Source organism: Ruegeria sp. CJ6 (genome assembly GCF_056536665.1).
This window is the reverse complement of sequence record NZ_JBQFQB010000003.1, coordinates 474,544-496,198: the sequence shown is the minus strand read 5'-3', so window position 1 is coordinate 496,198 and position 21,655 is coordinate 474,544. Positions and strand designations below refer to the sequence as shown.

Genomic DNA, 21,655 nt, shown 5'->3' with positions numbered 1-21,655 from the left:
GCCATGATACCTATTGGAATACCGCGTCAGGGTTATCCAAGCTGTCCGAGCCTTCGAAATCGATCTGGTCAAGCTCCAGCACGGTCACGATGCGTTCGATGGTCTTGGTTTGATCGACCAGTCCATTGACGCCACCCATAATCAGCGCTTCGCCACCTTCATTGCCGCGTTCCAGCATCTGGTCATACGCAAAACCCGCTTCGGCGGTTGATTTGATACGGCCTAGCGCCAGCATGGTGTTGGCCAGCTTGGCTTTCATCTCTGTATCAAGCGTCGGATCGGCTGCGGTCACCAGATCCGATAGGGATGCACCCGAAACAGGCGTGCCATCGATGCGGGTATAGCTGCCCAAATACACATTCTGGATGCCCAGGCCGTCATAGTAATGGCTGTTGTGGGTGTTGTCCGAGAAGCAGTCCTGCTCTTCCTCGGGGTCGTTCAACATCAGGCCGAGGCGCATACGCTCACCCGCCTGCTCGCCGTAGGACAGCGAACCCATGCCGGTTAGGATCGCACTAACGCCAGCAGTTTCATTTGCGGCAAGAGCGGCACGTGCGTCACCATCTTCGGTCCACTGGGCAGTCATCCATTCCAGATCACTGATCAGCAGATCGGTTGCCGCTTTCAGATACTGGGCGCGGCGATCGCAGTTGCCACCTGTACAGCCGTCACCAACTAGATAATCGGTATAAGGACGACTTCCTGCGCCCGTGCCGTGGCCGTTCAGGTCCTGACCCCACAGCAGGAATTCGATGGCGTGATAGCCGGTGGCGACGTTCGCCTCGATCCCGTCAGCCTCGTGCAGCGTATCCGACAGCAGGGCAGGGGTGATTTCGCTTGCGTCGATGGTCTCGCCAGACAGATCAAAGCTGGGGTTGGCGATGACGTTCAGCGCCGCAAACTCGTTCTCATCGCTGGGGCCTCCGTAGGAGGAATCCACATAATCTATCATGCCCTCGTCCAGAGGCCATGCGTTCACCTTGCCTTCCCAATCGTCGACGATGGCGTTGCCAAAGCGATAAACCTCGGTCTGCTGATACGGCACGCGCGCGGCGATCCATGCGGCACGGGCTGTGTTCAGAGTGGCATCGGACGGGTCAGCAATGAGGGCGTTGACGGCAGCTTGCAGTTTCTTTGCTGCAATCAGACTGTCGTCATATTTGGCTTCGGCGATATTGGAATATGTGGTCAGAACATCGGCTTTGGACGGGGCCTCGGCGACAGCTGTACTTGCGATACACAAGGTCAGGGCACTGGCCGCGTTGAACAATCTGGTCATGTGGAACACTTTTCTTTCTTAGCGGGATTCGGACCCCGGCAGGCACAGCGGGGCTGGATGCGGCAATTTCTTAGTGAAATAGTCAGCAATGTCAACCTGAGTTTTATTGTCAGATATTATTCCTATTTCTGACTAACCATATCTGGGGAGCCCGATGCACCCGGCGAACATTGCGCTGAGGCGCAATTGTATTAAAATGCCCTACGGTTTGTTTGGTTAATGGTGAACAGAATGAAACGCGCGGCCGTTGTTCTTGCGCTAATACCAGCCGCGCTGATGGCGCAGGCAGAGACCGCCATCGAAGCGCATACTCATGGCGCGGGTCATATGGCAATTTCATTCGTTGAAACCGGATTTAGCCTGACGCTTGAAGTGCCAGGCGTAGATATTGTTGGGTTCGAACACACTGCCGAGAACAAAGATGAGAGGGCGGATGTTGCCGTCGCAATCTCGGACCTTTCTAAACCGCTTGCGATCTTTGAGGTGCCGCCTGAAGCGGGGTGCGTGACTACAACGGCCAATGTCGCGCTTGTTGGTGATGTCTTCGTTCAGGATGAGGGGCAAGTCAGCGATAATGCCGTGCATCACACCGAATTTCAGGCCGATTATCTGGTGCAGTGTCAGGAGCCGTCGTTAGTGAATTCAATTCAGTTCACCTATTTCGAACGGTTTGCGCGCGCCGAGCGCTTGTTTGTTGAGCTGACGTCATCCTCGGCCACACAGAACCTTACGGTGGAACGCCAAACGCCACATTTGAAGGTGCCAAACTGAACCGGCGTGTGCCCGCAGTAGCAAAGCTTGACGGTCAACCAGACTGATCCCGGACCAATGCGGCCTGCAACGCGCGGTAGGAATCCTTTGGCCTTCTTTCCAGCGTCTCAAAATCTACATCGACCAGCCCGAACCGTTTTTCATATCCCAGCGCCCACTCGTAATTGTCGAGAAGGGACCAGATGAAATATCCCTTGATCGGAACGCCGTGGTCCAGGGCATTACACACTTCGGCAAGATGCTGGTTCAAGTAGTCAATTCTGTCAGCGTCGTTTTGACGTTCTGCGCTCGCCATGCCATTTTCGGTCACGTAGATAGGCAGGTCCCCAGTATACTCTTGCGCGGTCCGGATCAGGAAACGGGACAGGGCTGCCGGATCAATTTCCCACCCCATTTGCGTTTTTAGCAAGGGGCCAGGGACGTCGGTTAAGGAAGGCCAAGGCGTATCTGCGCGCGTTATCAACTTGCGCGTATAGTAATTGAGCCCACACCAATCGACCGGCGACGCGATTGTGTCGAAATCATCCTGCCACTTGTCCGGCAGATGCGGCTCCAATCCTTCCAGAACATTCTGAGGGTAGGATTTCTTAAATGCGCCGCCCAGGAAAAAGCGGTTGTAAATCCCGTCGTAAAGCGCCGCCGCAGTCTGTGCCTCATCGCTGTCGTCAGCAGGTTCCGCCCATTCAAGGTTGAACACTGCGCCAAGGTTCGACATGCCCAATCCACGCATGGCTTCGATTGCGCGACCATGGGCCAGCAGCACGTGGTGCATCGCGCGCGCGGTCGCCCGGATGTCGCGCAAGCCGGGGGCATGTTGGCCTTCGAAATGGCTCAGCCAGCTTACGCACCAAGGCTCGTTGACAGGTGCGACGCTGAACATCCGATCGCCGATGCGGCCCATGATGATCTCGGTGAAGTCTGCAAACCAATTCGCGATATCCCGGTTTCGCCAACCGCCCAGATCGGCGAGCGGTGACGGGAGTTCCCAGTGATACAGCGTTGCGCAAGGTTTGATGCTGCGTTCAAGCAGCGCATCGGTCAGGCGATCATAGAAATCCAAGCCTTGCTGATTGATCGGTCCGCGTCCTTCGGGCAGCACGCGCGCCCAACTGGTTGAAAAACGGTAACAGTCGAAGCCTGCGCCCCGGATCAGATCCAGATCCTGTTCGAACCGGTTATAGTGATCGCAGGCCAAATCTCCGTTTTCCGCATTGGTGACGTTACCTGGAGTTGCGGCGAAACTGTCCCAATGGGTCTTGCCTGCGCCCCCATTGGCGTGTCCCTCGATCTGATAGGCCGACGTCGCCACGCCAAACTGAAAATCTGGCGGGAAATCTGCGCGTTTGTACTTCATCTCACATCCTTTGTGGGGCTGGCCCCGTCGAGCTGCCGACGACAAGTTCAGCCTCCAGCAAGCGCGTTTTGGGTGGGTCATCCGGAGCGTTGATCCGCTCGATCAGCATTTCGGCAGCCACCTCGCCCGCGTGTCTGACCGACGAGCGCGTTGCGGTGAAAATTGGAACATCCATACCATTGCGCATGTATGACAACTCGTCATCATGAGCGATCACCGAGATATCGCGCCCCATTTTCAGACCGCTTTCTTCCAGTGCGCGCCGGACTCCAACCGCAGAGATAATCGAAGAGGCCAAAATTGCTGTTGGCGGGTCGTCGAGCTTCAGCATGTCGCAGGCTGTCTGATGCCCATAAATCTCGGTCATCTCGGCGCTGCGCAGCAGGTGTGGATCAAGCGAGATCCCGGTTTCTTTGAGCGCCGCCAGATAGCCGTTCCTCCGCCGACGCGCGAAATCCATTTCCTCGAGTCCGTTGATTAACGCGATGCGCCGATGGCCCAGATCGATCAAAAACCGAGTAGCGCGTTCGAATGAACGCTGATTGTTCACATCGATCCAATCATATGGCTCTTTGGCGTAGGTCGACCGGCCATGAACAATGAAGGGTACGCCGAGGCGCGATAACACCGAGATGCGCGGCTCTCGTACCTTGGGGCCTTGCAGGACCACGCCGTCTACGACGCCCCGATTGAACAGGCTGCGATAGGATTCTTCAATTGATGTGTCCGGCGCGTGCGTGAACATCATGTCATAATTGTTCGCCGCATAGGTTTTGGCTGCGCCTGCCACAAAATCTCCGAAAATCGGATTGACCATTTCGTGCCGGGACGAGGTGGGAATCACATGGCCGATGACCATAGACCGCCCTGTCGCCAGCCCCTTGGCGCGGCTGTTGGGGCGGTAACCATGCTTGTTCGCAGCAGCCTGAACCCGGATGCGCGTCCCTTCGCTGACCTCCGGGTAACCGTTCAGCGCGCGGCTGACGGTTGTTTGTGAAAGGCCGAGGATCTCAGAGAGTTGCTTTAGGTTCATTTTACTCAAAGCGCCTTCAAATTGATGCCCATTTGTTTTGTTGTGAAAACCTGGCTCAGTCAACATGTTTCGAGAGAATGTCTTAGAATGGCAGTTTTTTAGGTGTTAGTAGGCGAGATATTGACAGGGTCTGAATGTTAGCGGATAAAGTACGGCATCCAAAGCGCTTTGAAAACGAATCTCGTTTGCGCCGAAAATATTGGGAGGAGAACTCATGAGACACGCACTTTATTCGGGTGCGGCGGCGATCGCTCTGCTGGCCGGGTCGGTCCAAGCACAAGATTTGGTCTTCGCGCCGGGCGAGGGGCCGTTCAACTGGGACAGCTATAATGCCTGGGCCGAAAGCGCCCCGGATCTGAGCGGTCAGACGGTCACGATTTTTGGTCCGTGGCTGACCCCGGAGGACGGTTACTTCAACAACATGATTGCCTATTTCGAAGAGGCGACTGGCGCAGATGTGATCTATACCGGTTCCGACAGTTTCGAGCAGCAGATCGTTATCGATGCCGAGGCAGGATCAGCCCCCAATATAGCGGTCTTCCCGCAACCTGGTCTGGCGGCGATAATGGCATCCAAAGGGCAGCTGACGCCGCTGGGTGAAGATATGGCGGCCTGGGTTGGTGATAATTATGCGGCTGGCGATTCCTGGGTTGATCTTGGCACTTACAAAGACGCTGACGGCAATGACCAGATGTATGGCTTCTTCTACAATGTGAACGTCAAGTCTCTGGTCTGGTATAACCCGGAAAACTTCGAGGATGCCGGATACGAAGTGCCGACGACAATGGAAGAACTGAAGGCCCTGACCGAGCAGATCGTCGCCGATGGCGAAACCCCGTGGTGCATTGGCCTGGGATCGGGTGCCGCCACCGGTTGGCCCGCGACCGACTGGGTTGAAGACATGATGCTGCGGACTCAGCCGCCCGAGGTTTACGACCAGTGGGTGACAAACGAGATTCCGTTTGACGATCCGCGCGTTATCGCCGCAATCGAAGAGTTTGGCTGGTTCGCGCGTGATGACGCCAAGGTCTCGGGTGGGTCAGATGCTGTCGCCTCGACTGACTTCCGCGACAGTCCCAAGGGTATGTTCTCATCGCCGCCCCAGTGCTACATGCACCGTCAGGCGTCTTTCGTTCCGGCCTTCTTCCCCGAAGATGTCGAGTTCGGCCTGGATGCAGATTTCTTTTACATGCCGTCTTTCGCAGACAAGGACTTGGGTAACCCGGTTCTGGGTGGCGGTACTCTGATGGCGGTAAGCAATCCATCGGATGCGACCAGCGCGTTCATGGAGTTCCTCAAGCAGCCGATTGCACATGAAGTCATGATGGCACAAACCGGATTCCTGACCCCGCATAAGGGCGTGAACACCGAAGCCTATAAGGATGATACTCTGCGCGGTCTGGGTGACATTCTACTGGGCGCGACCACCTTCCGCTTCGACGGCTCGGACCTAATGCCGGGCGCCGTGGGTGCGGGTACGTTCTGGACCGGCATGGTTGACTATACTGGCGGGAAATCCGCCGAAGAAGTCACCGGCGAAATCCAGTCATCTTGGGACGCAATCAAGTAATCCGCTGAACCTTCGGGCAACCTTTCAATCAGGTTGCCCGAAACCCTAGCAAGGGAGAGGACGCCATGAATCCGGCAATTCAGGGCCTGCTAACAATCGTAATCGGTGTGTCGGGATGCGTGGGCTATTTCTACCTGTCCAACCAATTTCTGGATAAAGTCCTGTTCCCTGCGCGTGGACCGAACGCGGGTCGCAATATCAACCGCGCGAATATGATCCGGCCCTGGCTGTTTCTGCTTCCCGCGATCCTCGCCCTTGGGGTCTATCTTGCCTATCCGGTGTTTGAGACGCTGCGCCTATCGCTGACTGATCGGGTCGCCGGTGGTGGATATGAATGGGCGGGTTTTGACAACTATACCCAGATGGTAGCCGAGCCGAAATTCTGGGAGGCGATGCGCAACAACATGCTTTGGCTGATTGTTGTACCTGCCATGTCCACCGCATTTGGCCTGCTCGTGGCGCAGCTAACGGATCGCATCCGCTGGGGTAACGTCGCCAAGTCGCTGATCTTTATGCCGATGGCGATTTCTTTCGTTGGCGCCTCGGTAATCTGGAAACTGGTCTATGATGCACGTCCGGCCGATCAGGATCAGATCGGCGTCCTGAACGCGATCTACATCTTCTTTGGTGGAACCGAAACGCACACCTGGCTGACCCTGCCTTTCTGGAACAATTTCTTCCTGATGATCGTGCTGGTCTGGATACAAACCGGCTTTGCGATGGTCATTCTGTCCGCCGCGCTGCGCGGCATCCCGGAAGAGACCATCGAGGCCGCCATTCTGGACGGGGCCAATCCGTTCCAGATTTTCTTCAAGATCAAAGTGCCGCAGATCAAAACCACGATCATGGTGGTCTGGACCACCATCACCATCGTGGTCCTCAAGGTCTTTGACATCGTTTTTGCGATGACCAACGGCCAGTGGGAGACGCAGGTTCTGGCCAATTACATGTACGACAAGATGTTCCGCGCCAATGACTGGGGCGTGGGATCGGCATCCGCCATGGTGATCATGTTGCTGGTGACGCCGATCCTGATCTGGAACGTGCGCAATGCGCGCAAAGAAATGCAGTAGGAGGACGGGGTTATGAGCGATATTGCAGGAACCCGCCCAGCCCTAAGATGGGTCGTTCACGCCTCGGTCGTGCTGCTTGTGGTGCTTTGGGTTTTCCCAACACTCGGTTTGTTGATCTCGTCATTCAGAACAGCGGACCAGATTTCCAGCAGCGGCTGGTGGCGGGCGCTCTTCCCGTCGGAACAAAACCTGACTCTGCGCGCGGCGACACCTGAAACGCAAGTTTTGCAGGATGGTCTCTATGTGATCGAAGGCAATATCTTCGATGGTGATCGGGCCTCGGACATTTCGCGATGGGGTGTGAATTCCCGTGCGATTGATGCCTTTGCTCCGGGCGAAACGGCTGAGCTTCGTCGTGGCGGGACGATCACGGTTCAGGCCAACGGTGACTATCGGATGGAAAACGCAGAAGAGTTTTCGGGCAAGCGCGGCCCTCGCGTGTTTGTGACGACTACTCTGCCGCCTGAATTCACCTTGGAAAACTATGCCCATGTTCTCTTCAACGAAAGCAGTTCCGACAGTATGGGCAAGGCGTTCTTCAATACCCTGACGGTGACGATCCCGGCGACGATTATCCCGATTCTTGTCGCAGCATTTGCGGCTTACGCGCTGGCATGGATGGATTTCCCGGGGCGTGCCCTGCTGATCGCTGCGGTGGTTGGCCTATTGGTGGTGCCATTGCAGCTGGCGCTGATCCCGTTGCTGAAACTGCATCTCAATATCGGGATCGGCAAAGGATACCTGGGGGTCTGGATGGCCCATACCGGGTTCGGGATGCCATTGGCGATCTACCTATTGCGTAACTACATGGCCGGGCTGCCTCGTGACCTGATTGAGAACGCCCGGGTAGATGGCGCAACCGAGTTTCAGATTTTTACCAAGTTGATCCTGCCGCTTAGCTTTCCGGCACTGGCATCCTTTGCGATCTTCCAGTTCCTTTGGACATGGAACGATCTGTTGGTTGCCAAAGTCTTCCTGATCGATGCTAGCGGCCAGACAACGGTAATGACCAACCGTATCGTCGAACTGCTGGGTACGCGGGGCGGTAACTGGGAAATCTTGGCCACGGCGGCGTTTGTCTCAATCGCGGTGCCGTTGGCAGTCTTCTTTGCAATGCAGAAATATCTGGTTCGCGGCTTGCTGGCCGGTTCCGTAAAATAAGGGCGTGTGATGAACGTGCAGACCAACGCGACAGCATTCGAAAAAACCAAGTCGGCGTCAGATTGGTGGCGGGGCGGGGTGATCTATCAGATCTATCCGCGCAGCTTTCAGGACAGCAACGGTGACGGGATCGGAGACTTAAAGGGTATCACCCAGCGGTTAGGCTACATCGCCTCGCTGGGGGTTGATGCAATCTGGATTTCGCCGTTCTTCAAATCTCCGATGAAGGATTTCGGTTATGATGTCAGCGACTATCGCGATGTCGATCCGATGTTCGGCACCATGGGAGATTTCAAAGAGCTGCTGGATCAAGCCCATGCGCATGGGTTGAAGGTGATGATCGATCTGGTGCTATCCCACACCTCAGATCAGCATCCATGGTTCAACGAAAGCCGCGCCAGCCGCGAGAACCCGAAATCCGATTGGTATGTCTGGGCTGATCCCAAACCCGACGGGACACCTCCGAATAACTGGCTTTCGATCTTTGGCGGCTCGGCGTGGCAGTGGGATGCGCGGCGGTTGCAGTATTATCTGCACAACTTCCTGACCTCGCAGCCGGATTTGAACTTCCACTGCAAGGAAGTTCAGGATGCGTTGCTGGATGTGGCGCGCTTCTGGCTGGATATGGGGGTCGACGGGTTCCGTCTGGACACCATCAATTTCTATTTCCACGACGCCCAGCTACGTGACAATCCTGGCCTGCCGATGGATCAGAGGAACTCATCAATTGCGCCGATGGTGAACCCGTATAACCATCAGGATCACCTCTATTCCAAAAGTCAGCCCGAGAATATCGCCTTCCTGGAAAGGCTGCGCGCCCTGACTGACGAATACGAGGGCCGCGCCTGTCTGGGTGAGGTCGGCGACGCGCAGCGCGGGCTTGAGATTATGGGCGAATACACCAGCGGCGATAAACGGATGCACATGTGTTATGCTTTCGAGTTCCTCGAAAAGCGGGCTTTGACGGCAGCTTACGCAAAGCAGGTTTTTGACCAGCTTGAGGACAAGGCGGGTGATGCATGGCCATGCTGGGCCTTCTCAAACCACGACGTGCAACGCCATGCTTCGCGTTGGGGGTTGGACGATGCAGCTGTCCGGCAGCACGCCGTTCTGATGATGTGCCTGCGTGGCTCAGCCTGTCTTTATCAGGGTGAGGAACTGGGCCTGCCCGAGGCAGATGTTGCGTTCGAAGATTTGCAAGACCCCTATGGCATTGAATTCTGGCCTGAATTCAAAGGTCGCGATGGCTGCCGTACTCCGATGGTCTGGGCCGCACAGGACGAACAATCCGGGTTCAGCACGAGCCGTCCCTGGTTGCCAGTCAGCGCTGCGCAGGCCGAGCGGGCGGTGGATCGGTTGGAAAAAGATCCAGCGTCGATGCTGCACCACTACCGCCATGCGATTGCATTGCGTCATGCGCATTCAGCGCTGATGTCCGGCGCGCAGACAGGGATGTCACAAATCGGTTCGGTATTGACCTTCACCCGAGAGGATGAAGCCGAGCAGGTCTTCTGCGCCTTCAATCTGGGTGACTGTTCGGTTGGCGTGACCCTGCCAGAAGGTGACTGGCAAGTGATCGGGGAGGAGTTGGGCGGCGTTCGCGGGGAAAGCAACGTGACGCTGGATGCCGCTCAATTCTGTCTATTGGCTCGGGAAAAGAGGTAAACCATGTCGGAACTCAAGCTTACGGATGTGGCCAAATCCTATGGTCCTGTCGATGTTCTGAAACATATCGATCTCGAGATCGAGCAAGGCGAACTGATTGTCTTTGTCGGTCCGTCAGGTTGCGGAAAATCCACTTTGCTGAGGATGATCGCGGGCCTTGAAAAGATCACTGGCGGTACGCTTGAGATCGAAGGGCAGGTGGTGAACGATGTGCCACCTGCGCAACGCGGCATCGCGATGGTGTTCCAGTCCTATGCGCTTTACCCGCATATGACGGTGCGCGAAAACATGGCCTTCGCGCTCAAGATCGCGAAGATGCCGAGCGCTGAGGTTGATGCCGCCGTGGAGCGCGCGGCCCAGATTCTACAGCTTGAACCCCTGCTGGATCGCCTGCCCAAGGCATTGTCTGGTGGACAACGCCAGCGCGTTGCCATCGGTCGTGCCATCGTGCGCGACCCCAAAGTATATTTGTTCGACGAGCCGCTTTCGAACCTCGACGCTGCCCTGCGCGTGGCGACGCGGATCGAGATTGCACGCCTGAAAGAGGCGATGCCCGACAGCACGATGATTTACGTCACCCACGATCAGGTCGAGGCGATGACACTCGCCAGCCGCATTGTGGTTTTGGCCAATAAGGGAGTTGCGCAGGTTGGCACGCCGCTGGAACTCTATGAGACGCCAGATAACGAGTTTGTCGCGCAGTTCATCGGCTCACCAGCAATGAACCTGCTGCCCGGGACCATTACCGCGACAGGAGAGACAACAACCGTCACGCTGGATGATGGCGGCGTGGCAATCTCATCAATCCCGACGGATGCCGCTGACGAAGGCAAAAAGGTCAATATCGGTGTCCGGCCTGAGGACTTAAATATCACTGATGGAACACCAATTTATTCCGGCTTGGTGGATTTCACCGAAGCTTTGGGTGAGGTCACGCTGCTTTACTTTGCAGTCCCGGATGGACGGGAGGCCGTGATTGCAAAACTACCTGGTGTTCAGCGCAATCTGCGAGGAAAAACCGTCTCGGTCACGGCGGCACCCGAAAAGGTGCATCTGTTCCACAACGGCCAGTCGATGAGGCGCTAGTCGAGCTTCGCAAGGAAGGTGGAAACTTTTTCCAGCCCTTCGCGAATGATCGACGGAGTATTGGCGTAACCGATCCGAACACAGCCTTCGAGACCCAAGGCAGAGCCCGGCGTGAACATCACGCCGGTTTCCTGCAGCAGTTTCACGCAGAACTCGCGCGAGGGCATGTCGAAGTTGTAGTGCAACAGCGCGGTTGTTCCGGCCTTGGGTTTGACCCAACTGATTTTGGGCTCGCTTTCGACCCATTCTTCCAGCATGGCGAGGTTGCCGCGCGTTATGGCGTGGCTGCGCGCCAGAACCTTGTCGTTGTTTTCCAGCGCAAGCGCGGCGAAATGGTCGTCGATCATGCCGACCGAGATCGTGTCATAGTCCCGATGGATCGAAACCGCTTCGATCAGTTCTGGGTTGGCCGCAATCCAACCCAGTCGCAGCCCTGCCAGCGAAAACGCCTTGGACATGCCCGCGGTTGAAATGCCTTTCTCATAAAGATCTGCAACCGCATCCGTCATGCCCGAACCTTCTTGCCCGGTACCGCGATAGACTTCATCACACAGCAACCATGCTCCAGCGGAGCGTGCGATTTCGACGATCTCAAGCAGGAACGCGCGATCCATCACCGCACCGGTTGGGTTGTTGGGGTTGTTGATGGCAATCAGTTTGGTGCCCGGAGTTACGGCGGCGCGCAGCTCCTCAAGATCGGGCAAATAAGCGTTCTCGGCCCGTAGATGGATCTGCGTCACCTCCGCGCCGATGCTGGCCGGGATGGAATAGTGTTGCTGATAGGTGGGCACGACGGCCACCACCTTGTCGCCGCGCTCGACCAGCGTTTTGTGGACCAGCATGTTGGCACCGATCGTGCCATGGGTGACGATGACATTCTCACGCTTTTGCTGGTCATACAGGCTACAAATCGCATCGCGCAGCCGGTCCGAGCCCCGGATCGCGCCATAGGTCATTTTCATCCCCAGCAATTCAGACAGATCATCCGAGTTTTTGCCGGAAAGCTTCAAAAGCTCGGCGATACTCAGGCTCTCGACGCAAGTCTCTGCAAGGTTATAGGCGCAGCGGGTTTCCCATTCATCCATCCAAATTTCGACGCCAAAGGGTTCGATCTTCATCGCGCTATCCTGTTCGACTAAGCCATCGCGCATCGTTCCCATGGCGAAGCGGCAAGGTCAACCTCGGCAGATGACCGTCATCGAACTTGCACAAGAGGCGCGTATCGTTACCGGTAGATCGCCACAGGATCACCCAACGCATCTTCATCTGGGTGAACGCCAAGGCCGGGTGTTTCGGGTAGATGCAGGTGGCCGTCCACATTTCTCGGTCCACGCCCACCGGCGATATCGACGGTGATCATGTCCTGACAGGCCCAGACAGCATGGCAATTCGCATCCGGAATTGTCGCCGCCAGATGCAGCGCTTCGGTATCCGCCAGCACAGAACCACCGGTTGCCATTACAAACATGTCGATCCCATGCGCCAGCGCGACTTCGCGCATTCGGACCGCTTTGGTCAGCCCGCCGACCCGGTTGAGCTTGATGCCAAATATTTCGGCAATGCCATCGCGGGCTATGCGCGTCGCGTCCTGAAGGGTCACAAGGCTTTCATCAACGGAAACAGGCGAAGCATGTTTGCCTGAGATCGCGGCAATGTCATCCAGTGTTTCGCAAGGCTGTTCGATCATGACATTGAGGTCTTCGACCGCACTCATCACGCGTAATGCCTGCTGCCGCGACCAGCCGCGATTGACGTCATAGAGGACGATGTCTTCGGGATTGCGCAGGCTTTCCATGTCACGGATTCGGGCGATATCACGGGCCACATCGCCGCCGATTTTGACGGAATGGGCGATATAGCCGCGCTGCCGGTATCGTTCGATGACGGCGCGGGTTTCTTCGATTGTCTTGGCTCCTACGGAGGATGCGATTGGGCGCGGCGTACGCGACCCTCCCCCCATCAAATCAGCAATCGGAAGACCAGCAACCTGACCGGCTATGTCCCAGCACGCCATGTCAATCGGGCTTTTGGCGTAGAGATGTCCGGGTAGGGCCTGATCCATCGCGCGTTCAACATCCAGAACTCGCCGCGGGTCGAGGCCAAGAACAAACGGTGCCATCGTCTCGATCCCGGCCCGTATGCCGGGGCCGTGGGCGGGTACATAGGTATGCCCCCAGGGCGTGCCTTCGCCCCAACCAACAAGCCCTTTGTCGGTTTCAATCTTGACCAGCGTCGCATCCAGCTTCTCAAACTTCAATCGCCCGCCTGACAGCCAGTATGGATGCTCCAATGGCAGGTCGATTTGAAAGACAGAAATCCCGGTAATTTTCATTTTGGTTTCACCTCGACGCAGTATGTCATGCGGCATCCATCCGAGGCAGTTCATCCATTCCATCGCCCCGCCATAAGACAAAGGTCAGGATTGAATGATCGCTTGTCGTCATGGCGTGGCTTTGCCAACTTTCATGCTGGCGGGTCTGGCCCGGCCCGACAAGCTGTGCATTCCCTTCAACCTTAAAACAGGCTTTTCCAGCGAGCGTCAGGTATAGCTCTTCAGCCTGATGGCTGTGCCAGTCATACTGCAGACCTGCGCCCCAATAGGCGACATAACCGCGTAGTTGGGTCGAATGGAAATGCCCGCTGGGTCCGAACAGTTCGTAATACCCGTATCGAGACAAGAAATCCGCACCGACTTCGGATTCGGAATAGGTCAGTTTCCAGTGCGCTTGCTCAGCAGTTGCTGCAATAGCCGTAACCAATGCCTGTGTTTCGGGCGTACCGTTCAGACCAAATTTGCTGACAAGCCGGGTTGCCGGAATCTGTGCGGGCTGTAAGTCCGTTCTGGATAAATCTGTTGGCCAACCCCCAAAACCCGCCAAATCCGGGTGGTTCTGATGCAATCGCCTGGCGGCCATTAAAACATCATCCAACTTCATGGGATCACCACGATGTTTCCGGTGTGTTTCTTCGCGATGAAGGCGGTTTGTGCCTCATGCAATTGGCTCAGAGGGTAGGTTGCGGCCAGGGCCGGTTTTACTTCGCCCGCTTCGATATAACGTACAAGATTTTGCATTACTTCGGGGTCGATGACAGTCGAGCCTGTAAAGGTCAGATCGCGCAAGTAGAACGTCCGCAAATCGAACTCGACCATAGGGCCCGCGATGGCGCCCGAGCAGGTATAGCGTCCGCCGCGTTCAAGAATGCTGATAAGCTGCGGCCAGTATGACCCGCCCACCACGTCGGCAACGACCGTGATCTTTTCGTCTCCCAACGATTTGCGCAAATCATCGGGGGCGCGGGACAGGATGACATCTGGACCCAACAGGGCCACGTCGTCGTGCTTAGCCTCCGACGCCATCGCGATGACCCGCGCATTTCGGCGCTTGGCCAGTTGAACCAGAGCGCCACCGACGCCGCCAGATGCGCCCGGAACAAGAACAGTGTCAGCCGCGGTGACCTTGGCGCGGGTCAGCATGCCTTCGGCGGTTGAGTAGGAACAGGAGAAGGTTGACAGCTCAGCATCCGAAAGTGTTGATTGGATGGCTATCGCGTTGACGGCCGGGATCGTTGTGTATTCGGCAAAGCCGCCATCTCGCTCTGATCCGAAGTAGCCGGTTTTGTCCTTGTTCATCGGATCGGTCGGATCGCGCAACCAGCAATCGGTTATCACACGCTCGCCCAAGCGGATTGAATCCACGCCGTCCCCAACTCCAACAATCTGCCCACAGACATCCGCCCCTTGAATGCGTGGAAAGGCCAGTGGCGCTCCGCCCCAGGTTGGGTCATCAGTGCCGACCTCTTCAAACGCGCCACCGGTGGTCGCATCGCTGACTGTTTTAGAATACCAGCCGGACCTAGTGTTTACGTCGGTATTGTTCAGGCCACAGGCACCAACCTTGATCAGAACTTCGCCCGGTTTGGGAGTGGGGCAGGGCCAGTTTTCGTGCCAGACCATCTGATCCAGATCACCGTGCCCCATGGTGACCATCGCCTTCATTGTCTCGGATTGGGCCATGCGGCAAACTCCGTCGATGCATTTACGGTGACCTCAATCAAACGCGGGAGTGAGCTGAAATACATCGGTCCGGCCCCCTGAGTCGATTTGGTCTCGACACCGTATGCAAACAAAAATACCATCGTCAATCATGAATGGGACAGATGTATCAAATTTAGTTTTGGAACGACTGGCGGAAGAACTGTCTCAGTTGACACCCGAGGCACGCAAGGCTGCGACCTATGTGCTTGAGAACCCGCGCGACGTGGGTGTATCGACTGTACGCGAAATTGCTGAAGCCGCCAATGTGAAACCCAATACCATTGTCCGAATGGCGCGGCAGGTGGGGTTCGAAGGCTACGAAGATTTCCGGGTTCCCTTCCGCGAGGCGATCCGGCGCGGTCAGGCCGATTTCCCGGAACGCGCGCGTTGGCTGCAGGATATTCGTAAGTCCGGCAATATGGGCGGGCTTTATGCGGATATGGTTCAGGACGCTCTGCGCAACGTCGAGGAGACGTTTGCCAATATCTCGTCCGAACAGCTGAAAGCCGCCGCTGAAGATATCTGGAATTCGCGTAACGTGTTCGTACTGGGCGTTGGCGTGAACAATTCGAATGCGCGAAACTTTGTTTATTTGGCCTCGACGGGCATGGTGCAGTTTCATGCTATCCCGCGCGCCGGATCAAATCCGATTGACGATCTGGCATGGGCGGACAAACGCGATGTACTAATTGCGATGACCTGCAAACCTTATCGGAATGAAGTGGTCGAGGCGGTGCAAGTTGCCCGAGAGCAGGGCATGACGGTGGTCGGTCTTTCTGATAGCCCAGCCAGCCCTGTTCTGCGCAATGCACAACACGGGTTCGTCATCTCGGCGGATACGCCGCAATTCTTCCCGTCATCAGTAAGTACTATAGCATTGCTCGAAACGCTTTTGTCCTTCGTCATTGCAGTGGCCAGCGACGAGATCGTCGAAAGAGTGGCGACCTTTCACAAGCGTCGCCATCAGCTAGGCCTATATCACGCGGAAGAGCCCTGATTGGATCAGGCCAATCCGCATTGGCCATTCAGCCACGTACCAGGTGACCACCATCCACATCCAGCACAGCGCCTGTGAGATAGCCATTTGTCATTGCCATTATCACAGCTTGGGCGATGTCCTCGGCCTCACCAATACGTCCGACGGGCAGGCTGCTACCAACCTGAGCGAACATGGCCTCGCGAGCCTCATTCGACATTGCCGCGTAAGCCTCGGTTGCAACCATTCCAGGGCTGATGCAGTTCACACGCGCACGGTTTGATAGCTCCAATGCCAACCCCTTGGACAGGGCTTCGACCGCCGCGTTCACGGCCCCAAGACCCGTTGCACCGGCAGAGGGTCGGCGGCTGAGGACGCCAGAAAAGAAGGTGATGGAGCCGCCTTCAGTCAAGACAGGCAAGACTTCACGCGCCGCCACATAGGGCCCGATAAATTTAGCCTCGAACATCGCGCGCAGGTCAGTGGTTGGCAATTCGGCGAAGGCACCACGCGCTGCGCTTGAGGCAGAGATGACCAGATGATCTACTTTTTCAAGGCCGCTGGCCCAGGACTTCATGCCAGTTTCGTTGGTGGTATCGACCGGTGCGATCTGAACTCCGCCTCCGATGTCTGCCGCTGCTGCCTCCAGCTTGGCGAGACTCCGGCTGGCGATGGTAACTTTCGCACCAAGCGCCACCGCCAGCTTTGCGGTGGCCTTACCCATGCCGCTGCTGCCGCCAATGATAACAACGTGTTTGCCGATGAGGGCCGTTTCGAAAACCGAGTTCATTGCTTTGGTTCCTTGCTTGTCGTGTTTGTTAAATGAGTCAATCGATGCTGAGCACCAACTTGCCGGTGGTTTCGCCCGCCTCTAGGCGGCGATGCGCTTCCGTGGCCTTGGCGATTGGGTATGTGGTGATCTGAGGACGCAGAATGCCAGTTTCCAACAGCTTGAATACCTTGGTCATGTCCGCGCCGAATGCAGTTGGTCGGTTGGAAAAATACGTGTAAATATCGCTGACCCGAACTGAGACAGATTTCTGGAAGTGTTTCGCCAGATCCTCGGCAAAACCGCCAGCTGGCGGCCCGGCAAGGAATCCGAAGAGCACAGCCGTTCCAAGGGGAGCCAGCGCATCAAGGTCTGATTTCAAGGAGTCACCGGAAACCGGATTCAACGTCAGATCAACACCGCGCCCACTTGTGATCTCTGACACCAGCGTGGCCACGTCCTGAGTACGATAGTCGATGACAAAATCTGCTCCTTGCGCCTGGGCGTATCCGACCTTTTCAGTGCTGACCGAAGCGATCACAGTCATGCCCAGATGCTTGGCGATGTGGAGGGCCATCGTGCCCACTCCGCCTGCAGCCGCATGCACCAGTACGGATCTTCCGGCCGCCGCACCGCCCAGATTGACCAGCATGTGATAGGCCGTCATTGCGTTGACAGGGATTGCTGCTGCGGTTTCAAAGGCGATGGTATCGGCAATTTTGGTTACATAAGTTGCACTTATTACGGAATGCGTACCATAGCCGCCCGCACCAATCGGCCCCATCCATGCGACGCGATCACCCACGGCGAAACCAACGGCATCTTTGCCCGTCGCTTCGACGATTCCGGCACCTTCAACGCCGGGTACATGGGGCAGGTCTGGCATCATGCCCTCTGGCATTTCGCCACGGCGAATAATCGTATCGATAAAATTCACCGCCCCGGCATGATTACGGATCAGGATTTCTCTGGCACCGGGCTGTGCGACAGCTTGGCCAACACTTCGCAGAACTTCGGGCCCGCCAGTTTGGGTGATTTCTATCGCGTATGGCATAATGCATCTCCTTTTGTTTCGCAGAAGATAGCGATGACGCCATTTCGTGATAATAGTTGAATTTAGAAGGTATTATCTCATAAATAGAATTATGATCTACAACGACCTTGGCCTGTTTACTGTTGTCGCCCACCACCTCAGCTTTTCCAAAGCTGCAGATCGTCTGGATATTCCGCTTAGCAGGATTAGTCGCAGGATTGCCAAGTTAGAGGATCATCTGGGCGCTAAGCTATTCGAGCGCACGACAAGGCAGGTGCGCCTGACCGAAGAGGGGCGCCGTCTTCTGGATCGTTGTCAGGATCCGATTGAAGCGCTTCAGCGTGTTGCGGGTTTTACCGATGACACGCGGCACCACACGATTCGCATTACGGCCCCACCCTTGGCAGCTCGTACAACGATAGGGCCAAAGCTGGTGGATTACGCCGAACAAAATCCTCAGGTCCAGCTTGAACTGACGACGACTAACATCATGCTGGATTTTTTCGCGGACAATATCGACCTCGCCTTTCGGGTCGGTCCGCTTGCGGACTCCGGTCTTGTTGCCAAGCGGTTATGGTCAGTTCCATATTGTTTTTGCGCAGGGCAGGGCTTCATTCGAGAGCACGGGCTTTCGCGTCCTTTAACGCGACCGAAGTTCCAGACTCTTCCTGCGCTGATGGCGGGTCAACCTTGGGTACTGGAAACGGGAGAGACGGTGAATCCAGCCCACATAGCCCATAATATTGGCGACCTTGATGTCATAGCACAGGCCGCTCGTCGTAATCTGGGGATAGCGATGTTGCCGAAGGATATGGTGGAGGGCGATCTGCGACGACTGGAAGTTGAGAATACTGTCCCGCTGACACGAGACATGTACGCGGTTTATCCCAGCCGTCGTCTGTTGCCCGAGCGTGTCAGGAAACTGATCGATTTCATGGCGCCGGGATAAATCCTACCAATCAATTTGCACCCCATCCCGAAAGAAACCACCTGTTGGACCGTTCACGGGCAGTGTTGCAGCCCACACGACGCCCTTGGCCCCTTCGGGAACCGGGCGACCACCCCCGCCCATGTCAGTGGCGACCCAGCCGGGGCACACTGCGTTAACAAGGATGCCTTCGGGCTTCAAATCAGCCGCAGTCTTGATGGTCAGTGCATTGAGCGCTGTTTTCGAGATGCCATATCCAGGTGTGCTGGATGACATGCCTGTCAGCGCTCCTGAGCCGGAAGACACGTTTACAATCCGGGCATCATGACCATTTTGAAGTAAAGGAACGGCCGAAATGGTTGTTGCCCAGGCTCCGAAGAAGTTGGTCTCGAAAGCACGGCGCACGCGCACCAGGTCGGCGCTGAGCGTGTGCTGATCCGTGTCGTAGTCAACGCCTGCATTGTTTACCAGTATGTCGAGATATCCGTATTCGGAGTTGATCTTATCAAAGGCAGCGTTGACCGAGCTCTGATCGGACACGTCCAGTTGCAAGGCCTTAGCTCCATGCCCAATCTCTTCGGCCGTGGCTTGTCCCTTTTGCGGGTCGCGCGATGCTACCAAAACAAATAATCCATGATCGCGGGCCAGTTGTAGGGCGACTTCTTTGCCGATGCCTCGATTGGCTCCGGTCACAAGTGCGATACGTTGTTCGGTCATGAGGTTTCCTTTGAATTTTCGTCAGTTAACCGAAAGCAAAGCCTAATAGTGAGATTGCCAACATCGCTCTGGCAAGGCAACCGGCGCGCAACGATGCGGCGTTAACTGATGTCAGTTGGCCCCGGCCCCGCGTTCACCGGCGAGGGCGACTAGACCACGGTCGCCGGTTTCCCAAAGAGCGGTCATTGTCATCGCTGTTACAACCCAGCGGTCACCTGTTTTTTCCAGCACATAGTCATAACGGCCGCCCAATACCCATAGGCCATCGTCAAGCCGGTGGGTAGCGGTGAAATCAGCCTGCGCCGTCGCGGCGGTTTCTGAAACTGAGGTGATTGCGTGGTTGGTCACCATGTGATGCGTGCTGTCGAACCCGGGCAAGAAGGCGGCCCAGCCCGCAACAAGTTCGTCAGCGGGTTGGGTTGCCGGGTCTCCACCCCAAAGGCTGGTGTAGTCAATGGTGACGTGATCGGCGAAGGCATCCCTTACACGGGTCCAATCATGCCGGTCTGCGCCTGCAGCGATATCCGTTAGGGTGCGGGTGATGTCAGTTTGATCGGCCAATGCAGGGCCTCCAATCATTGTTATGGCGGCGAGCATGGCGATGAGGGATCGTTTCATATCCGGGTCCTTTGTCAGAGTTGGAAAATGCAACGTACATTGCTGCGCCTGCTTCATTCATTAGCCAAGCGTTCAGGCACGGGCGCTAAGGTGTATTGCGACCAAAAAAACGTATTCGCCGCATCCTGATCGGCACTGAGATTGGTGGCCTCGACGATCTTGCCGTTCTCGATCCGGTAGACCAGAGCCCAGATGGTATCGACATTCGGCTTACCTTCGGCGTTGGACCAGCCTCGGTGAATATCTACAACATGGGTTTCATCCGCGCCAAAGTAGATCGGGTCAGCCTGAAACCCAGCTGCGCCCAATTGGGCGAAGAAGGCCAAAACTTCATCCCGACCGTTTTTGGTGCCGCTCAGCGGATGGCGGCCGGGGATGTGCCATTGTACGTCCTCGTCCATGACTGCGGCGATTCCATCAAGGTCGTTCGAGCCGTAAGCCGCAAAAAAGTTCTGAACCACTTTCATATTGTTTTCGGGGGTATCGGCCATTGCGTTGCCTCCCATAACGGTCGCGACCGCGAGTGCTAGTTGAAGTTTTCGGGACATAGGGGTCTCCAAGGGAATGAGGCGTCGGATAGCGAGGTCCGACGCCTGATCAGCAGGATCAATTATCCAATCCGGCGCGGAAGTGGTCGGCAACGGCGTCGGCCGCCCGTGTCACCTCCTCGGGGTTGTCGTAGAAATCGAACTGCGTGACATCCTCGAGCCACTGCGCAGTCGCGTCACCGGCAAATCCGGCAAGGAAGGTCTGCACGCCCTGCGGGATCGCTGCGCTTTCAGAGTGAACAATGGTCAGCGGTTTATCCAGCCGCTGTGGGTTGTCGGCGGGATGGTAGGTCAGCCAGCCTTCCCAGCCTGCATTGTTCCATTTGTCATCATATTCCGGGATCGCCCCACGGTCAGCCTCATAGTAGTAGCCACCGATCGGCATCAGCACGCCTTCGGCACCTTCTGGACCCGCGGCAGGAATGATCTGGCCCCCGGCGGCTTCGGCAGCCCGAGAGACTTGAAGCAAGCCGGCAACACCTTCTGCACCGCCGTAGACGGCCTCAACAATTTCGGCGTTCTGCAGCCAGGGAGCAACCAAACCAAGTCGCTGAACCAGCGGGTTGCCCGAGACGGCATCGACCATATAACCCGCTGAGGCGCAGATACCCAGCCCATTGATGTGCTCGGCGTCCACTTCTGGCAGGGTCGCTATGAATTCGATCGCTGCCTTGATGTCCGAGGTCTTGGCTTCGGGGCTTTCGACAAAGCGCGCTTGGTTCGGCAGATCGCCGGATTTACCCCAGCCCCGGAAATCGAAGGTGAAGGCGGCAAATCCGCGTTCGGCCATTTCCCGGGCATAGTTCGCCGGCATCTGTTCTTGTACCGAGGTCCAGGCCCCTGTGACCACGACCGTTGGCAAAGGTGCATCGCCGCGTTCTTCGGGTAGGTACAGTGTGCCGGATAGGGTGGCACCTTCATTCTCAAAGGTGACAATGCGGGTTTCGACCTGTGCGACGGCAGCTGTCGAGGCCATTAAAGCCGCAGCGGTATTCAGAGCGAGGGTTTTCATCGCGATATCTCCCAAAGTCTGTCTGG

General features: G+C 56.5%; 21 protein-coding genes. 8 read left to right on the top strand and 13 right to left on the bottom strand.

All coding sequences use genetic code 11. The features are described 5' to 3' along the window. Positions 1 to 10: 10 nt before the first annotated feature. Positions 11 to 1,279: an imelysin family protein gene (locus ACR0BT_RS12105; protein ID WP_480763224.1), complete on the bottom strand. Its 1,269-nt coding sequence runs from the start codon at positions 1,277 to 1,279 to the stop codon at positions 11 to 13. 231 nt (positions 1,280 to 1,510) lie between these two features. Between ACR0BT_RS12105 and ACR0BT_RS12100 the strand changes: the two genes are divergently transcribed. Beyond that, a complete protein-coding gene (locus ACR0BT_RS12100) occupies positions 1,511 to 2,050 on the top strand; it encodes a ZrgA family zinc uptake protein (protein ID WP_480763223.1) in 540 nt (179 codons plus the stop codon). Between the two features lie 34 nt (positions 2,051 to 2,084). On the opposite strand, the gene ACR0BT_RS12095 is transcribed toward ACR0BT_RS12100, so the two are convergent. Further along, on the bottom strand, positions 2,085 to 3,404 hold the full coding sequence (locus ACR0BT_RS12095; protein ID WP_480562484.1) for a GH1 family beta-glucosidase: 1,320 nt from the start codon (positions 3,402 to 3,404) through the stop codon (positions 2,085 to 2,087). Between the two features lies 1 nt (position 3,405). Next, a complete protein-coding gene (locus ACR0BT_RS12090) occupies positions 3,406 to 4,437 on the bottom strand; it encodes a LacI family DNA-binding transcriptional regulator (RefSeq protein WP_480763221.1) in 1,032 nt (343 codons plus the stop codon). Between the two features lie 214 nt (positions 4,438 to 4,651). On the opposite strand from ACR0BT_RS12090, the gene ACR0BT_RS12085 reads away from it, so the two are divergent. The 5 genes from ACR0BT_RS12085 (at position 4,652) to ACR0BT_RS12065 (ending at position 10,992) form a co-directional block, all read left to right on the top strand. Beyond that, the gene (locus ACR0BT_RS12085; RefSeq protein WP_170402176.1) at positions 4,652 to 6,007 is read left to right on the top strand and encodes an ABC transporter substrate-binding protein; all 1,356 of its coding nucleotides are present in this window, start codon (positions 4,652 to 4,654) and stop codon (positions 6,005 to 6,007) included. A gap of 65 nt (positions 6,008 to 6,072) precedes the next feature. Continuing rightward, a complete protein-coding gene (locus ACR0BT_RS12080) occupies positions 6,073 to 7,080 on the top strand; it encodes a carbohydrate ABC transporter permease (RefSeq protein ID WP_170402173.1) in 1,008 nt (335 codons plus the stop codon). A gap of 12 nt (positions 7,081 to 7,092) precedes the next feature. Then, positions 7,093 to 8,241 carry a carbohydrate ABC transporter permease gene (locus ACR0BT_RS12075; RefSeq protein ID WP_480762202.1) on the top strand — a complete coding sequence of 383 codons (1,149 nt, stop codon included), beginning with the start codon at positions 7,093 to 7,095 and terminating at the stop codon, positions 8,239 to 8,241. 9 nt (positions 8,242 to 8,250) lie between these two features. Beyond that, positions 8,251 to 9,906, top strand: a complete 1,656-nt coding sequence (locus tag ACR0BT_RS12070) for an alpha-amylase family glycosyl hydrolase (protein ID WP_480763220.1) — start codon at positions 8,251 to 8,253, stop codon at positions 9,904 to 9,906. A 3-nt stretch (positions 9,907 to 9,909) separates the two neighbouring features. Continuing rightward, entirely contained in the window at positions 9,910 to 10,992 is a 1,083-nt protein-coding gene (locus ACR0BT_RS12065) for a sn-glycerol-3-phosphate ABC transporter ATP-binding protein UgpC (protein WP_170392556.1), read from the top strand. Here the strand turns inward: ACR0BT_RS12065 and ACR0BT_RS12060 are convergent. From ACR0BT_RS12060 to ACR0BT_RS12045, 4 genes are all read right to left on the bottom strand, one after another. After that, on the bottom strand, positions 10,989 to 12,110 hold the full coding sequence (locus ACR0BT_RS12060; protein WP_480763245.1) for an aminotransferase: 1,122 nt from the start codon (positions 12,108 to 12,110) through the stop codon (positions 10,989 to 10,991). The genes ACR0BT_RS12065 and ACR0BT_RS12060 overlap by 4 nt on opposite strands. A gap of 107 nt (positions 12,111 to 12,217) precedes the next feature. Continuing rightward, on the bottom strand, positions 12,218 to 13,324 hold the full coding sequence (locus ACR0BT_RS12055) for a mandelate racemase/muconate lactonizing enzyme family protein (RefSeq protein ID WP_480763219.1): 1,107 nt from the start codon (positions 13,322 to 13,324) through the stop codon (positions 12,218 to 12,220). 25 nt (positions 13,325 to 13,349) lie between these two features. Continuing rightward, entirely contained in the window at positions 13,350 to 13,928 is a 579-nt protein-coding gene (locus ACR0BT_RS12050) for a dimethylsulfonioproprionate lyase family protein (RefSeq protein ID WP_480763218.1), read from the bottom strand. After that, positions 13,925 to 15,007 carry an alcohol dehydrogenase family protein gene (locus tag ACR0BT_RS12045; protein ID WP_480503582.1) on the bottom strand — a complete coding sequence of 361 codons (1,083 nt, stop codon included), beginning with the start codon at positions 15,005 to 15,007 and terminating at the stop codon, positions 13,925 to 13,927. The genes ACR0BT_RS12050 and ACR0BT_RS12045 overlap by 4 nt, the downstream gene beginning before the upstream one ends. 130 nt (positions 15,008 to 15,137) lie before the next feature. Between ACR0BT_RS12045 and ACR0BT_RS12040 the strand changes: the two genes are divergently transcribed. After that, positions 15,138 to 16,025 (top strand): MurR/RpiR family transcriptional regulator, encoded by an 888-nt coding sequence (locus ACR0BT_RS12040; RefSeq protein ID WP_170392553.1) that lies wholly within the window; start codon positions 15,138 to 15,140, stop codon positions 16,023 to 16,025. A 28-nt stretch (positions 16,026 to 16,053) separates the two neighbouring features. On the opposite strand, the gene ACR0BT_RS12035 is transcribed toward ACR0BT_RS12040, so the two are convergent. Then, complete coding sequence (locus ACR0BT_RS12035; RefSeq protein ID WP_480763217.1) at positions 16,054 to 16,794, bottom strand: SDR family oxidoreductase; 741 nt, start codon at positions 16,792 to 16,794, stop codon at positions 16,054 to 16,056. Between the two features lie 37 nt (positions 16,795 to 16,831). Beyond that, entirely contained in the window at positions 16,832 to 17,827 is a 996-nt protein-coding gene (locus ACR0BT_RS12030; RefSeq protein WP_480763216.1) for a quinone oxidoreductase family protein, read from the bottom strand. Between the two features lie 91 nt (positions 17,828 to 17,918). Here ACR0BT_RS12030 and ACR0BT_RS12025 point away from each other — a divergent pair, with 91 nt between their 5' ends. After that, on the top strand, positions 17,919 to 18,755 hold the full coding sequence (locus ACR0BT_RS12025) for a LysR family transcriptional regulator (RefSeq protein WP_480763215.1): 837 nt from the start codon (positions 17,919 to 17,921) through the stop codon (positions 18,753 to 18,755). A gap of 3 nt (positions 18,756 to 18,758) precedes the next feature. On the opposite strand, the gene ACR0BT_RS12020 is transcribed toward ACR0BT_RS12025, so the two are convergent. The 4 genes from ACR0BT_RS12020 to ACR0BT_RS12005 form a co-directional block, all read right to left on the bottom strand. Next, positions 18,759 to 19,451, bottom strand: a complete 693-nt coding sequence (locus ACR0BT_RS12020; RefSeq protein WP_480763214.1) for an SDR family NAD(P)-dependent oxidoreductase — start codon at positions 19,449 to 19,451, stop codon at positions 18,759 to 18,761. A gap of 111 nt (positions 19,452 to 19,562) precedes the next feature. Then, positions 19,563 to 20,069, bottom strand: a complete 507-nt coding sequence (locus ACR0BT_RS12015) for a nuclear transport factor 2 family protein (protein ID WP_170512825.1) — start codon at positions 20,067 to 20,069, stop codon at positions 19,563 to 19,565. Between the two features lie 53 nt (positions 20,070 to 20,122). Next, entirely contained in the window at positions 20,123 to 20,617 is a 495-nt protein-coding gene (locus tag ACR0BT_RS12010; protein ID WP_480763213.1) for a nuclear transport factor 2 family protein, read from the bottom strand. Between the two features lie 58 nt (positions 20,618 to 20,675). Beyond that, entirely contained in the window at positions 20,676 to 21,629 is a 954-nt protein-coding gene (locus ACR0BT_RS12005) for an alpha/beta hydrolase (RefSeq protein ID WP_480763212.1), read from the bottom strand. Positions 21,630 to 21,655: the final 26 nt, after the last annotated feature.